The sequence below is a fragment of the Pseudomonas sp. NPDC096950 genome, assembly GCF_044762525.1.
In the GTDB taxonomy this organism is placed as follows: Bacteria; Pseudomonadota; Gammaproteobacteria; order Pseudomonadales; family Pseudomonadaceae; genus Aquipseudomonas.
Map to the genome: position 1 here is coordinate 46162 of NZ_JBIWEL010000006.1, position 15387 is coordinate 61548.

General features: G+C 59.2%; 11 protein-coding genes. 5 read left to right on the forward strand and 6 right to left on the reverse strand.

What is annotated here, in order from left to right; translation table 11 throughout:
* A partial coding sequence (locus ACIQY3_RS12640) for a hypothetical protein (RefSeq protein WP_403019743.1) occupies positions 1-1748 on the reverse strand: 1748 nt, incomplete at its 3' end.
* 455 nt (positions 1749-2203) lie between these two features.
* Here ACIQY3_RS12640 and ACIQY3_RS12645 point away from each other — a divergent pair.
* Positions 2204-2569: a DUF6124 family protein gene (locus ACIQY3_RS12645; RefSeq protein ID WP_403019744.1), complete on the forward strand. Its 366-nt coding sequence runs from the start codon at positions 2204-2206 to the stop codon at positions 2567-2569.
* A 115-nt stretch (positions 2570-2684) separates the two neighbouring features.
* Here ACIQY3_RS12645 and ACIQY3_RS12650 read toward each other — a convergent pair whose 3' ends face one another.
* Together ACIQY3_RS12650 and ACIQY3_RS12655 are read right to left on the reverse strand one after the other, a co-directional pair.
* Positions 2685-3044 (reverse strand): PilZ domain-containing protein, encoded by a 360-nt coding sequence (locus ACIQY3_RS12650; RefSeq protein WP_403019746.1) that lies wholly within the window; start codon positions 3042-3044, stop codon positions 2685-2687.
* A 256-nt stretch (positions 3045-3300) separates the two neighbouring features.
* Complete coding sequence (locus ACIQY3_RS12655) at positions 3301-3687, reverse strand: tol-pal system YbgF family protein (RefSeq protein WP_403019748.1); 387 nt, start codon at positions 3685-3687, stop codon at positions 3301-3303.
* 157 nt (positions 3688-3844) lie between these two features.
* Between ACIQY3_RS12655 and pyk the strand changes: the two genes are divergently transcribed.
* Entirely contained in the window at positions 3845-5296 is a 1452-nt protein-coding gene (gene pyk, locus ACIQY3_RS12660; protein WP_403019750.1) for a pyruvate kinase, read from the forward strand.
* A 154-nt stretch (positions 5297-5450) separates the two neighbouring features.
* Entirely contained in the window at positions 5451-6743 is a 1293-nt protein-coding gene (locus ACIQY3_RS12665; RefSeq protein WP_403019751.1) for a delta-60 repeat domain-containing protein, read from the forward strand.
* Positions 6744-6864: 121 nt separating this feature from the next.
* Here the strand turns inward: ACIQY3_RS12665 and ACIQY3_RS12670 are convergent, their stop codons facing one another.
* Genes ACIQY3_RS12670 through ACIQY3_RS12680 form a run of 3 tightly spaced genes read right to left on the reverse strand, consistent with a single transcriptional unit; the run spans position 6865 to position 9680 of the window.
* Complete coding sequence (locus ACIQY3_RS12670; protein WP_403019753.1) at positions 6865-7614, reverse strand: enoyl-CoA hydratase-related protein; 750 nt, start codon at positions 7612-7614, stop codon at positions 6865-6867.
* A 31-nt stretch (positions 7615-7645) separates the two neighbouring features.
* Positions 7646-8581, reverse strand: coding sequence for an iron-sulfur-binding ferredoxin reductase (locus ACIQY3_RS12675; RefSeq protein ID WP_403019755.1), 936 nt, complete (start codon positions 8579-8581; stop codon positions 7646-7648).
* Complete coding sequence (locus ACIQY3_RS12680; RefSeq protein WP_403019756.1) at positions 8574-9680, reverse strand: GGDEF domain-containing protein; 1107 nt, start codon at positions 9678-9680, stop codon at positions 8574-8576. Before ACIQY3_RS12680 ends, ACIQY3_RS12675 begins: the two co-directional genes overlap by 8 nt.
* 447 nt (positions 9681-10127) lie before the next feature.
* Here ACIQY3_RS12680 and ACIQY3_RS12685 point away from each other — a divergent pair, with 447 nt between their 5' ends.
* Both ACIQY3_RS12685 and ACIQY3_RS12690 read left to right on the forward strand, forming a co-directional pair.
* On the forward strand, positions 10128-11651 hold the full coding sequence (locus tag ACIQY3_RS12685; protein WP_403019758.1) for a fumarate hydratase: 1524 nt from the start codon (positions 10128-10130) through the stop codon (positions 11649-11651).
* Between the two features lie 229 nt (positions 11652-11880).
* Positions 11881-15294: a Tc toxin subunit A gene (locus ACIQY3_RS12690; RefSeq protein WP_403019761.1), complete on the forward strand. Its 3414-nt coding sequence runs from the start codon at positions 11881-11883 to the stop codon at positions 15292-15294.
* Positions 15295-15387: the final 93 nt, after the last annotated feature.

Here is a 15387-nt window from a genome sequence, read left to right on the forward strand (position 1 = left end):
ACCAGGGTGATAGCGGGTTTGCCAGGCTTCACTTTCAACGTGACCAGATCGCTGGCGTCCGACGCCACGCCGCCCACCGTTTGCACGACCTTGACCATCTGCTCGCCCGGTGGCGTCCAGGAGGCTGTCGGTGTGAAGGTGCGCGTGGTTCCACTTCCCGAAAAAGTGCCGGCCACCGCCCCACCAGCCCCCGTCTGCAGGGTCAACGTGACGGTGCCCGCGGCTACGCCCGTGATCGTCAGCGCATGACGCCCTTCTATCGGCTGGGTAATCGGAGTAATGGCAGGTTTGGGCGGCTTTACTTTCAACGTCACCACATCGCTGGGGTCCGAAGACACTCCGTTAACCGCTTGCACAACCTTGACCGTCTGCGCGCCTGGAGGCCAAGCCTCAGTGGGCGTAAAGGTGTAACCGCCACCCGATACCGGGCTATAGGCCCCGTCTATTCTTACCCCCGCGCCTGTCTGCATCATCAGGTTGACAACCCCCGGCAGCGCGCCGGTAATCGTCAGCGCATGACGCCCCTCTATCGGCTGGGCAATCGGGGTGATGGCAGGTTTGGGCGGCTTTACTTTCAACGTCACCACATCGCTAGGGTCCGAAGGCACTCCGCCAACCGTTTGTACGACCTTGACCTTCTTCTCTCCCGGTGGCGTCCAGGCCGCGGTCGGTGTAAAAGTGCGCGACGCCCCACTTCCCGTAAAGGTGCCGGCCACTACCCCACCGGCATCTGTCAGCATCGTCAAGGTGACGGTGCCCGCGGCTACACCTGTGATCGTCAGCGCATGACGCCCTTCGATGGGCTGGGCAATCGGAGTGATGGCGGGTTTGGGAGGCTTCGGGTCGATGATGGTGAACGACAAATTGTCTGACCAGTCGGAGTCACTTCCGCTGACCGGTGCAATCTGCCGGGTCGTAATGGTGTACTGGCCCACTAACCAATCACTGGTGGACGCAACTTGCCAGGTGCCATTGCTCATGACAGTGGCAGCCATTAGAACACCACCCCCGCCACCGGCATTCCAGACTTCAATCCTCGCCCCTGCCAATCCGCCCGCGCCAACCACAGTGGGTTTCAACCCGGCCATCACGACATTGGCGATAACCGGTTTGAACAGCACCGGTACCCGAACTTCCTTAGTCCACTTAAGTTCGCCGTTAAGTGAATGGAGGGCAACAAATGTAAATGGATCAGCTTGCCATAGTGGATTTATAAAACTGGTGAACTTCCACAAACCCAACGTATTGACGGTGCCATCCCCCAACGGCAAGTGCCCCATGTTCGCGTGATACAAGGTAACCTTGGCCCCAGGTGAGCCGCGCCCCCAGAATTCGTGAAGCTTGGTGCGCACGATCCCGTCTATCGCAGGATCGACGATTTCAGGAGTGGGCATGGTAAGCACACGCGTCTCGTTCCAATTGCTCCATCCACCGTTCGAGAGAAAGTAGCGAAAAGCGAATTGAAAGGTACCTAAGCCAATGGCGCCTTCTGGAACATCAAATCTGACTGAGTCCCCCGCGCCGAACGTTTTATTAATATTGGCGCTCCCCCAGAACTTCAGCTCCCATTGCAGCGCGCCTGCATATCCAGGCATCACTTCCGCTCTGACATAGAAATTGGTCGGTCGGATCGTTGCCCGCCAAATAATCCTCGGCCAATAATTCGCCGTCACAGATCCACGACTGAAACTCTCAAGCGCATCTTCTAATTCATTGTCTTCATCTTCTAACTCATGGTCTTCGGACATGATGTTCTGACTCCACGCAGCTCGACCGTTATAAGGGACTCTGACTACAGTTCTACCCCACTCGAAACGCTGCGAACTACCTGTAATAACTGACAGTTCAGACGAGCGGTCCTACGGACTTTTCCCACGTTTTTTGAGGCCTACGCAGTCTTGCGCCATTGCCTACAAGTCCGCCAGAATCGGCCGGCTTGTGCACTTTTGGCCTGCCCCGTAATTTGATCCGTGTCGCTGATAGGCAGCGATCGGGTTTAGTCGCCCGGGGGTAGAAATAATGTGCACTGCGCTCCAGACGGTTGGGTTGTCCCTATCCCCCTTCCTAAACGTTATGGTGGCTGTGCGCAGGGCGCCCTCGGGCGCGCCGGTTTTATTTCTCCCCCGGTCGACTAACCTGCGTACAGCCGCCACCCATCGTTTAGTCGCGAGTCGGTGGTAGCTCCTTACTGGGAGAAATAAATATGTTCAAAGCAACACCCAATCCGCCGAAAACGGACTCGTTTTCGGCCACCCTCGATGCAAAGAAATTCCGCGAGGCCGCCGACCGCGCCCTCGATCACTACCTCAAACCCAACGCCCACCACTTGCACGCGCCAAAGGATCGAGCCATGCAGATGTTCACCGTCTCCCCTGAAGCCAATCTCAAGGCCATTACCATCCAGACCTATGAAACCTTTTCTTCGGTCAACATCCTGCTGCTCGACCTGGCCGAAAGCCTGGACGACAAGCCACGACACCTGGCGATGGCGATTTATCAGTTGAGTGAGATGGGGATGTTGCTGGTGGAGAAGTCGCTGGAGAGTGAGGCGGCGGTGACTGGGGTCTAGCCTTTAGATTTCGGCTGGCTATGTTGACGCTTTCGCGAGCAGGCTCGCTCCCACAGTTGGAATGCGTTCCCCTGTGGGAGCGAGCCTGCTCGCGAAGCTTTTAGCGGTTCAAAAGTCACGCCGAAGCAGGCAATGGCTGAAAACTGAAGTACTGGCGCAACGCACTTACCAGTTGCCCATATTCCGGCGGTGCCCGTTGCAGGCTGAACCCGGCGTCATAGTGGTGGGGAGTGGCGTCTTCATGGCACCACAGACAACTGGCCCGCAAGTCGATGACCTGCATGCACCCTTCGCTGGCGGGGATTTTCAGACGCAAGTCAAAGTCCGCGCCAATCATCATCGGCAACTGGCTGATGAGCATCATCCCGTCTTCTGAAACATTGCCCAGAAAGCCGATGGGTTTGTCCGTAATACTGTTGAACACTTTCAGAAAATACGGCAGTTGATGCCGCTCGATCCGGCGGTCAGTAAACATGCTGAATTCGCTACGCAAGGCCCTTAAGCAGAGCCGCACTAATGCTTCGGAACGGGCCTTCTTCTGTTCTCTGTCTCTATATAGAAAGAAGTGACACGCTCTCCCCGCTTCCGGTGTGACAGTCCATGCAAATCGCTGCCACTTCTACCGCTGCCAGTCGCAGGTGTTGCGTCAGCTTGAAGGCAAGGCTCCAAGCCGATTTATTCGACTATAGCTCAACCTATACAACCGGCCAGGCTTTGTATGAGATCTATCATCAGAAGCGAGTCGGCCGCACCACCGCCGCTGCACTGCGAGTCGGGTAGTGGCCAAGGGACTCCAGGGTTTCCAGCCGCGCGCGGGCACGGTAGGCGTATTCACTTTGCGGATACGCGGCAATGATGTACTGGTAGGTCTGGGCCGCGTCGATAAACAGCTTCTGCCGTTCCAGGCACTGGCCGCGCATCATCGACACTTCCGGTCGCACATAAGGCCGGGCGCGGCTGGCGCGATCGACCTTGGACAGTTCGAGCATCACCTGCTCGCAATTGCCCCGGTCATAGGCGCTGTAGGCATTATTCAAATGATGGTTCATCGACCAACGGGTGCAGCCCGTGACGCTGAGGGCACCAAGGGCAAGGACGGCAATGAGCGCAAATCGCATGAGGGTTCTCCTGTCTTGAGCTCTGTATCGACCCGTTGGCGGAAATCTTCAGGAATGTTCGTTTAAAGATAAAAGCGAATAAGTAGTGCACATGAACAATGACTACAACCAGAGAGCATAGTAGCCTCACTCAGCGCTTGAACTCAGGAGTCTATGCATGTCCGTCCGTCGCACCAAAATCGTCGCTACCCTTGGCCCGGCCAGTAACTCGCCGGAAGTTCTCGAACAGCTGATTCTGGCTGGCCTGGACGTCGCCCGCCTGAACTTCTCCCACGGCACCCCCGACGAGCACAAGGCTCGCGCGAAGCTGGTGCGTGACCTCGCCGCCAAGCACGGCCGCTTCGTTGCCCTGCTGGGTGACCTGCAAGGCCCGAAAATCCGTATCGCCAAATTCGCCGGCAAGAAGATCGAGCTGAAGATCGGTGACCAGTTCACCTTCTCCACCAGCCATCCGCTGACCGAAGGCAACCAGCAAGTGGTCGGCATCGACTACCCGGACCTGGTCAAGGACTGCGGCGTGGGCGACGAGCTGCTGCTCGACGACGGCCGCGTGGTGATGCGCGTCGATACCGCCACCGCCACCGAACTGAATTGCACCGTGCTGATCGGCGGTCCGCTGTCGGACCACAAAGGCATCAACCGTCGCGGCGGTGGCCTGACCGCGCCAGCCCTGACTGAAAAAGACAAGGCCGACATCAAGCTCGCCGCCGAGATGGAAGTCGACTACCTCGCCGTGTCCTTCCCGCGCGACGCCGCCGACATGGAATACGCCCGTCAACTGCGCGACGAGGCCGGCGGTACTGCCTGGCTGGTGGCGAAGATCGAACGCGCCGAAGCCGTGGCCGACGACGAGACCCTCGATGCGCTGATCAAAGCGTCCGACGCCGTCATGGTTGCCCGTGGTGACCTGGGCGTGGAAATCGGCGACGCCGAGCTGGTGGGCATCCAGAAGAAAATCATTCTGCACGCACGCCGCCACAACAAGGCAGTGATCGTCGCGACCCAGATGATGGAGTCGATGATCCAGAACCCGATGCCGACCCGCGCCGAAGTGTCCGACGTGGCCAACGCCGTGCTCGACTACACCGACGCCGTGATGCTCTCGGCCGAAAGTGCTGCCGGTTTGTACCCGCTGGAAGCCGTGCAAGCCATGGCGCGCATCTGCGTCGGCGCTGAAAAGCACCCGACCAGCAAGACCTCCAGCCACCGCATCGGCAAGGTCTTCGAAAGCTGCGACCAGTCCATCGCCCTGGCGGCCATGTACACCGCCAACCACTTCCCGGGCGTGAAGGCGATCATCGCTTTGACCGAAAGTGGCTACACCCCGCTGATCATGTCGCGCATCCGTTCCTCGGTGCCGATCTACGCGTTCTCCCCGCACCGCGAAACCCAGGCCCGCGCGGCCATGTTCCGTGGCGTCTACACCGTACCGTTCGACCCGGCCTCGCTGCCGCCTGAGCAAGTCAGCCAGGCTGCGGTGGACGAGTTGCTCAAGCGCGGCGTGGTCGAGCAAGGCGACTGGGTCATCCTGACCAAGGGCGACAGCTACCACACCATCGGCGGCACCAACGGGATGAAAATCCTGCACGTTGGCGATCCGATGGTCTGAGTGACCGGTTGCTGAAAGTCAAAAGCCCCGCCATGTGAATGGCGGGGCTTTTTTGTGTCTGAGGACCATCCGTCTGAACTGTTATTTCTAACAGCTACCCCCTCGCCCACCTCCCTGAAAGACTTGTCCCTCCACTTAATGAGAAGGGACCGCCATGAACCCGACAATCGATATTCCAAGTCACCCCGGCAAGCTTGATCCAAGCTTTGGTGATGCGGGGGAAGTCATTTTTAAACCGCCTGTCGATGGGCATTTCGATCCCGCTTACATGGCCCTTACTCCCGCAGGCCAAAGCTTGATTTGCGGCACACTGGTCACTCAAAACAACCCTCTTTACGCCTGCATCGCCCTGAAACCCAATGGTAAGGTCGATACCGGATTTGGGGATAACGGCTGGGTGTTCGGTCTTTACAAAAACGAGCCCACTCCCTTCTTTAACAGTTCCCATGCAGAAAACGTCGCTGTTCTGCCAGACGGCAAAATCCTGCTCAGCGGTAACTGCTTCTTCGCTGAAAACCCTCTTGCCTACTATGGCGTAGCGCGCCTGAACGCTGACGGCTCCTTGGACAAGAGCTTCGGAAAGAACGGCACCGTCATCGTGGATCAACCCGGTCATTCCCGAAAGGGCAGGCGCCCACGGTTTGCTCCATCGGCCTCCCTGACTTTGTCCAGCACCGCCGGTGGTCGAAGAATGTGCGTGCTGGCCGATGGTCGAATCGTACTGCTCATAGAATTCGAATCCACCTTGCCGATCATCTATGGCCTGGCATGCCTCATGCCCGACGGTAGCCTGGATAAGCAATTCAATGACACGGGGTATGCGCAGATCGACAATGCCGGGCTCGAGCAGGTTTTGTATGAAGGTGTGATTGCTGCGCATGACGATACAATCTCCGTCTGTGGCAGCGGTTTGGGCGACGGTTATTACACGGCCATCCTGAATAAATTCACTGGCAAAGGCGTACTGGATAAGTCATTTGCCAACAATGGCGTATTACTGTTCCCAGACTCCAAACCGGAATCCGACTTCCTCTTCATGGGAATGGCCGTTCAACCTAACAAGCGCCTGTTGGTAGCCGGCCTCAATGGCGAAGCGCAAGCGTTGTTGCTTAGCCTTGAGCCTGATGGCAAGGCAAATATTCAGTTCAATAGAGGTCAACCCCTGCAAGCCAGGATCGACGACGCCCCCTCGATGTGGTCATGGGCAATGGTCAGCCAGCCTGAGGCCAGGATTTTTGTGGTGGGTGCAACGATGGATAACTATGACTTCACGCTCACTCGCCTCCTCAGTGACGGCAAGCCTGATGAATCGTTCAGCAATGGCAAGGCGGCATTACGTTACAACGTCCGCAATTACAAAGCTGTGGCGCCCGTGCAAATCCAAGGCAATCGGGTCTACTTCATATCCCGCCCCAATTTGTACTGTGGGCTGCTGCCTGGAGTCTGAGTGAGCGGACCTCTGAAAACCAAAAGCCCCGCCATGTGAATGGCGGGGCTTTTTGGTTTCTGACCCTGGGGATGCGTTGTCTGAGCTGCCGCCTTCGCGGGCAAGCCGCATCACCGCACAATCAATGCCGGTTGATAAACCCCGACAACGCAGCCATCGCTTCCGGCGAGCGCAGCCGCTGGGTGAACAACGCGCCCTCTTCTTCGATCACTTTGCGGAGCAATTCACGATCCGGGGCTTTCATCAATTGCTTGCTGATGCGTACCGCTTCGGTTGGCAGCGATTCAAAGCGCAACGCCATCTCCCGCGCCTTGGCTAATGCCGCTTCGCCACTGCCCAGCGCTTCGGTGGCAATGCCCCACGTGGCGGCTTGCTCGCCTGTGAAACCTTCGCCGAGCAACAGCAACTCTGCCGCTTTCGCTTGGCCGAGCAAACGCGGCAGGATCAGGCTGGAGCCAAATTCCGGGCATAACCCGAGGTTGACGAACGGCATGCGCAACCGCGCATCGCGGCTGATGTAGACCAGATCGCAATGCAGCAACAGCGTGGTGCCGATGCCCACCGCCGCGCCGGCCACGGCCGCGATCACCGGTTTGCTGAATTCGAGCAGGTTGAGCATGAAATGAAACACCGGGCTGTCGAGGCTGCTCGGTGGTTGCTGGATGAAGTCGGCGATGTCGTTGCCGGCGGTGAAGCATTCGCTGCTGCCGGTGATCACCACGGCATTGATTTCCGGATCGCTGTCGGCCTGTTTCAGGGCTTCGGCCAAGCGGCTGTACATCGCGCGGGTCAGGGCGTTTTTCTTGTCCGGGCGGTTGAGGCGCAATGTCAGCAGACCGCGCTCGCGTTCAAGTTGGATGGCATCGGGCATGGCAAGTCTCGCGTCGTTAAACGGTCAGCGCTCAACCACGGGGCAGGAAGACGTCGGCCAGCAGTTGATTGCGCGGCAGTCCCGCCAGGTACAGGCGCCGGGCAAAGGCGTCGACGCTGTCGGGGCCACCGCAGAGTAAGGCCAGGGTTTGCCGGGAAACAGGCCGCAGTTGCGCCAACGCCTGCGGCAACTCGGCCGGGGTCCAGAGTTCGACCGTGAGGTTGTCCCGGCCAACGGCCATGGCTTGCAGGGGTTTGGCGAGGTAATGCTCGCTGGCGTCATGGGCCAGGTGAATGACGCGGATGGCGCCCTGGTGATCCTGGCGCAAGGCTTCGCGCAACACGCCGAACAACGGGCCCAGGCCGGTGCCGGCCGCCAACAGCCACAGCGGTCGAGTGTGCCAGTCGGCGTCGTAATGCAGGGCACCGCCGCGCAGTTCGCCGAGGCGGATCCCATCACCGATCTGCAACTGGCGCGCCCCATCGCTGAATTCGCCGGGCTGGCGACAATCGAGGTGAAATTCCAGGAAGCGGTCTTCATCCGGCAGGCTGGCCAGGGAATACGGGCGCGCCACGTTGCCGGCCCACAACACCAGGTGCTGGCCGGCGCCGTAGCGCAGTGGGCGTTGGGTGATCAGGCGCAGGCGCAGCACGTTAGCGCTGAGCCAATCGACGGCGGAGACCTCGGCTGGGCTGCCGTCCCGTTGCGGGTCGAAGGTGTGCACCTGCAAGTCTTCGACCACCGAACACTGACACGCCAGGCGCCAGCCTTGCTGACGCTGGTCGGCGCTCAAGGCATCGGGGCGGCTGTCGTTGGGCAGGCCTTGCACGCATTGAACGAGGCACGCATGGCAACTGCCGGCGCGGCAACTGTAAGGCACCGACACACCGTTCTGATTCAAGGCATCGAGCAGGTTGCTGCCCGCCGCCACCGACCACTGGCGTTCGCCGACTCGCAACTCAGGCATCGACGTTCTCCCAGGCCGCCGCGCAACGATTGCGACCGTCGCGCTTGGCGCGGTACAGCGCCTGGTCGGCCCGTTGCAGGGCGTCGTCGAGGTCGTCGCCCAGTTCCAGGAGTGTCATGCCGGCGGAGAGGCTGAGGTTGCTCACGCTCAGGCCGAACAATTCGACATCGGTAAAGGCAATGCGCAAACGCTCGCAACAGGAGGTCAACCGCTCGGCATCACAGTAAGGCAGCAACACTACGAATTCTTCGCCGCCATAACGGGCCAGCACATCGCCCTCGCGCAGGCAGGCCGTGGCCACCCCGGCGAAGGCTTGCAGCACCTGATCGCCGGCGGCGTGGCCGTGTACATCGTTGATGCGTTTGAAGTGATCGAGGTCGATCAGCGCCAGGCCATGTACCACGCCCGGTTCCATGGCGTTGAGCTCACGAGAGGCCAGGCGCAGGAAGTGGCGGCGGTTGAACAGGCCGGTGAGTTCGTCGGTGGCGACCAGGTCTTCAAGCTGGCGCATCATCCCGCGCAGGGTGTCCTGATGTGCCTGCAACGCGAAGCGACGCTGGCGCATGAGCTGGCGCGAGGCCTGGACGTAACGGGCGTAGAGCACCAGCCACACCAGCACGATAAACAGCACGCACACCTGCAACAACGCCAGGGCCGGGTCGGGCAATTGAAAGTGGTAACCCTCCCACAGCGTAATGGCACTGAAACTGAAGAACACCAGCAACGAGCAGCGCACAAAGGCGCGGCGTGAGAGGTGGAACAGGCCGAACAGCAGAATCAGGATATAGAAGACCAGGAACGCGCCACGCGCCTCGTCCAGATGAAAGATCAGCCAGGTTTGCCAGCCCAGGCCCAGCAATACCTGGACTTCGGTCAGGCTGGGGTCGGCAAAGCGCAGGTTGCAGCCGCTGTAGAACACCGCGAACAACGCCGCCTGACAGATGACCACCAACGCACTGCCAATCGCGACACTGGCCAGCGGCGCCGCGTAGTGACCGGTGAAAAACGCCAGCCACAGCAGCAGTAATGCCAGGGCATAGGTGCCGGCCGCAAGGGCAAATCGTTTGAGCAACAGGCGCTGGATGGCGTTATGGGTCAATCGATGACTCACCGAAGGAAAAGAGGCTGAAAGAGAATCCTACTCTACAGGCCGATTGCCACTTTAGTGGCGCGACCGATAAATGACCATTCAATTTTGGGAGCGGAAAAATGACGTCAAAAGCATGGCCCACGATATAAAAATGTTGCACACAACCCTGTGGGAGCGGGCTTGCTCGCGAAGAGGCCGTATCAGTCGATATCCATGTTGAATGACACACTGCCTTCGCGAGCAAGCCCGCTCCCACCCAAAGCAGTCCGCGCCCTATACGACCAACGATTGACTGCCGGCGCGTGTACCCGCCAGCGAGGCGCGTTATACTGCCGCGCCTTTTTAGCGTCGCGCCAGCAGCCCCGGCGTGCCTTGTAAAGGTGCTTGCAACCGACCGATGCACCCAAGCTGCAAGCACCTTATTGAATGTTCCCGTCTTTTAGAGGAGCGCGACTCATGACCGTGATCAAGCAAGACGACCTGATTCAGAGCGTTGCCGACGCCCTGCAGTTCATTTCTTATTACCACCCCGTTGATTTCATCCAGGCGATGCACGAAGCCTACCTGCGCGAAGAATCGCCAGCGGCCCGTGACTCGATGGCGCAAATCCTGATCAACTCGCGCATGTGCGCCACCGGCCACCGCCCGATCTGCCAGGATACCGGCATCGTCACCGTGTTCGTCCGTGTGGGCATGGACGTGCGTTGGGATGGCGCCACCATGAGCCTGGACGACATGATCAACCAAGGCGTGCGCCAGGCTTACAACCTGCCGGAAAACGTCCTGCGTGCCTCGATTCTCGCCGACCCGGCGGGCGCTCGTAAAAACACCAAGGACAACACCCCGGCCGTCATCCACTACTCCATCGTTCCGGGTAACACCGTGGAAGTGGACGTGGCGGCCAAGGGCGGCGGTTCCGAGAACAAGTCGAAAATGGCCATGCTCAACCCGTCCGACTCGATCGTCGACTGGGTGCTGAAGACCGTTCCGACCATGGGCGCCGGCTGGTGCCCACCGGGCATGCTCGGCATCGGCATCGGCGGTACCGCCGAGAAAGCCGCGGTCATGGCCAAGGAAGTGTTGATGGAATCCATCGACATCCACGAGCTGAAAAAGCGCGGCCCGTCCAACCGTATCGAAGAGATGCGCCTGGAGCTGTTCGAGAAGGTCAACCAACTGGGCATCGGCGCCCAGGGCCTGGGTGGCCTGACCACCGTGCTCGACGTGAAGATCATGGATTACCCGACCCACGCCGCTTCGTTGCCGGTGTGCATGATCCCGAACTGCGCCGCCACCCGTCACGCGCACTTCGTGCTCGACGGTTCTGGCCCGGCCTCGCTGGAAGCGCCACCGCTGGACGCCTACCCGGAAATCGTCTGGGAAGCCGGCCCGTCGGCCCGTCGCGTCAACCTCGACACCCTGACCCCGGAAGATGTGCAGAGCTGGAAGCCGGGCGAAACCGTCCTGCTCAACGGCAAGATGCTCACCGGTCGCGACGCTGCGCACAAGCGCATGGTCGAGATGCTGAACAAGGGTGAAACCCTGCCGGTGGACCTGAAAGGTCGCTTCATCTACTACGTCGGCCCGGTTGATCCGGTGCGCGAAGAAGTGGTTGGCCCGGCCGGCCCGACAACGGCCACGCGGATGGACAAGTTCACCCGCCAGATCCTCGAGCAAACCGGCCTGCTGGGCATGATCGGCAAATCCGAGCGCGGCCCGACCGCGATCGACGCGATCAAGGACCACAAAGCCGTGTACCTGATGGCTGTCGGCGGCGCGGCTTACCTGGTGGCGCAAGCGATCAAGAAATCCCGCGTCGTGGCCTTCGCCGAGCTGGGGATGGAAGCCATCTACGAGTTCGACGTGAAAGACATGCCAGTGACCGTTGCCGTTGATAGCAAGGGCGAGTCGGTACACATCACCGGTCCTGCCATCTGGCAGAAAAAGATCAGTGAAAGCCTGGCGGTAGAAGTGCAGTAAGCGCTTCGCCAACTGGCAATAACAAAAGGCGACCCGATGTTCGGGTCGCCTTTTTATTTCAAGCGTTATTGCAGACAGGCATAAACGGCCGTTTTCGTCAGCACTTTAAATCTAAAAAAGCCCCACTGAACTGTCATATCTGACAGGTTACGTCAGCTTATTTAATCGCTAGTTTAATCCTGCCGGGCAAACCCCTTTCGCCCTCTCCCCAGGCAGGAGTCCTCTTTAAATGGACGAGCACACTCAGCCTTCACTGGCCTCGCTTATCGACATCAACGCTACCGCCAAAAAGGGTCGCGTGACGTTCAAGACTGCCATGCAGCAGATGGGTTTGACGTCGGTCTTCGACATCATCCGTTTGCCCAAAGCGGTGTTCGCCCGTCAACTCGGGGCCTTGAGCGACGCTGATGGCCGACTGGCGTATGACAATGCCCTGTCTTATGCCGTGCAGATCGCGCGCTTGTATCGGGAGCACCAGACGTCGTCAGGACTAATGGGCACCGATAATCGAACCGGCGTGCGCTCGCTGGTCAGCCTTGGGGCTACCTATCAGAACCTGTTCAAGGAAAACTGGGATGACTTCTGTTCGGTGGGCGCGATTGCCGCCATTGATTCGCCGGTGGCGTATGCCAGCCGGTTGTACAACTTCATCGGGGAAATCGAACAGCTGACGAATCCGGGGAGCGGCACGACGGATACCCGGGCGTTATTGGACAAACGCCGCCCCGACCTCAAGAACCTGGTGATCGACGAACAGAGCACGTTCACGCCCAGACCGATGCTGGATATCGTGATCGAGGTCCTGACCAATAGCGTTCGCACTTATCTGAACACCCTCCCGGAAGACGGAACTAAACCGCTCTACGAAGTCATGGCTGAGCGGCGTTATCCGTTCGAGTTCCCGTACAACTTTTATCACCAGCAATGTTTGCTGGGCCTGGCGCCGCCCAAGCCAGGGCTGGGGGAGTTGAACTACCGCATCAGCCGGTTATTGCCGTTGTTTCAGAGCCCGGACAATCGCTATGGCAAGGTTTCGGCTAACAGCGCACAGGCCCAGCGTCTGTTATCGGGGTTGAGTCCGCAGCAACAACAACTGTTGACCGCGCCCGCGTTGTTTACGACGTTCTACCTCACCAGAAATGAAATCTCGCAGCAGCGCAGGAAAAGTATTGGCACTGCAACAGTGCGACCAGACAAAGCCTTTCGGACGGCTTACGTTATTCCGGAGCAACCGTCTGTGGTTGAAGTGACACCAGCCGCCAATGCGCTCAAAACGGCTTCATCAGCGGGCACTAACATCGCTACGTTCAAATTTAATAAAGTCGATGCCGCGGACATCACGCTAAATCTGGAGATCAACAGCAGTACTCTTATATCCAGTTCTGTCTGGCTACTGAATTACCTGCATGCCACTACTAGTGTCTACCTGTCTGCCACTGTTGGGCATTTCACAGCGAGTAACGGTAACCAACCTTTACCCACTACCGAAGGCTACAGCACCCGTTTCTACCTGCTTGTCGCGACCAATCTTGATGCGAACAACATCATCCCCTTGGGTCTTTCCAAACTCAGCTATACGCTCACCCTGGACGAGCACTACACCTTCACACCTGAGCAGCAAACCTTCTTTCAGCAGCATTACGGTCGCTTGGTAACCTCCCCCGAAAAAATGGCCCTGGCCGAGGTCACGACCTTCATGCAGCACACCGGCCTGAATGCGCTACAGGTGGAAACGCTGCTATCCCAGCGCAGCCAGTTTCCGCGCCTGTCGGCCAATGTGCCCAGCACCAACCCGCACAGGGAAGGCATCACCATTGATAACAAAAAGGTCCTGCCCTACCCGCACTCTTCCCACTACGGGGCCTGCTACGTCAACGGTAATGGCTCGGGGAACTACGACAGCCTCGATATACCCACCGTAGCGTCGATTCAAAAAGACCAGTTCGACAACGCCATGACCCTGGAACCCTACAAGTCCGGTGAACTGGATGGCTGGCGCATCACCAAGACCTCGCCGGACCGCTTCGACCGTCTGCAACGAATGGTCCGCCTGCAACGCTGGACGGGCATTCCGTTCGCCGAACTGGACACGTTGATCACCGCCGCCATCCGCGCCGAAGGCGAAACCAACGTGGGGATGGAGTTGAACCTCAACACCTTGCGCACCCTTGGTGTGTATCAATACCTCAACCGCCAATACACCCTCGGTGCCGAAGAGTTTGCGGCCTGCCTGCATTACCTGAGCCCCTATGCCACGGGCAAGCGCCTGCCGTTGTTCGATCAAGTGTTTAACCAGGTGCAATTGTTCGACACACCGTTGATCCTCGATCAAACCGCCTTCACGGTGGACAACCCCAACCCCGCTGCACAACGCACCCTGTTGCAACTGTGCGCCGGCCTGGGGCTGCAACCCAGCGAGGATTCGCTATTGCTGCTGGCCCGCCAAACCCTCAAACACCTGGGTGCGTTGTCTCGTGACTTGACCACCGTGTCATCGATTTACCGCCAGGCCCGGATCGCCCGGATGTTCGGATTGTCCGTCAGCGACACCCTGGATCTGGCCGGCCTGCTGGGCGGCGAGACGTATCAGCGGCACCTGTGCACCGGCAAACTGACGGCCCACGGCGACACGACGGACGATGCACCTGACCTCCTTGATGTGTTGATGCAAATGGATTGGGCCGTGGCGTGGCTCAAGGACAGTGAATTGACCGTCGGGCAATTGCAGCGCTTGCTCGGGGTGACCGTCGACAAATCACCGATGCCGCCGCTTGTGCTTGAGCGACTGCTTCGCTTGATGACGGAAAGCGCTGCCAGTGTTGTGACCGAGCAACAACTCAGTGCGCTTGGCCTGCCAGCCAAGGAAGATGATCAGGCCGTCATCGATTGGTTCAAGGTGTTGCTGGACGAAAAAGGAGCCGCCGCCAAGCAACCGCTGATTGATGCAGCAGGCCTGGTATTACCCTTGTCACTGGACGAAACCAGCGACGCGACATCAGCCTTTCAGAGTCGGCTGACAGTCGTCGTCGAGCGTTTGAAATTGCAGGCTCCCGGCCTCAAGCAACAAGTGGTGGAAACACTCCAGGGCCAGATGCTGAGCGCACAGGATCGTCAAGCGTTGCTCATCAGTGGTTTGCTTCACGACACCGTCAAACTGCAAAAAGAACGGGGGGCGGCGGTGCTCGCGTGGGCCGGCACATCGGTTTACGCCTTCCTGAGTGAAGCCCTCAAGGTCGCCGATGCACCTTCTCCGGTCCTGATCACGCTTTACCAAACGGTGGCCCGTTACGCCGAGGCCGCGCAGACACTGCGCATCAGTAATACGTCCCTGACGCTGTTCCTGCTCAACCCTGAGTGGCTGAGTGCTGAAGACTACGTGCCCGCGACGCCCCTTCTTGCCGGTTTCTACCTGCTGGAGCGCTTCAGTCACTGGCACCGCGGCCAGAGCCAGCCCGAAGAAAACCTGTTGGGTTACTTCAACCTCGCCAACCCCTCCGCCGCGCAGCTGAAGAACAAAGCGTTGCGCCTGATCGCCGGCGACAACGCCAATGCCGCGCTCGCTCAACTGCTGGATTGGGATGAACAACAAGTGGCTTCGCTGACAGCGACATTACCGGACAACCGCGCCACGACTCTGGCGTAAGTGGACTGGGTGCGACGCTGTCAGGCCGCTTGCCTGGCCAGCGGACTGTCCGCCAACAGCCTGTTGCAGGTCACTGCGCTAAATACGACCAGC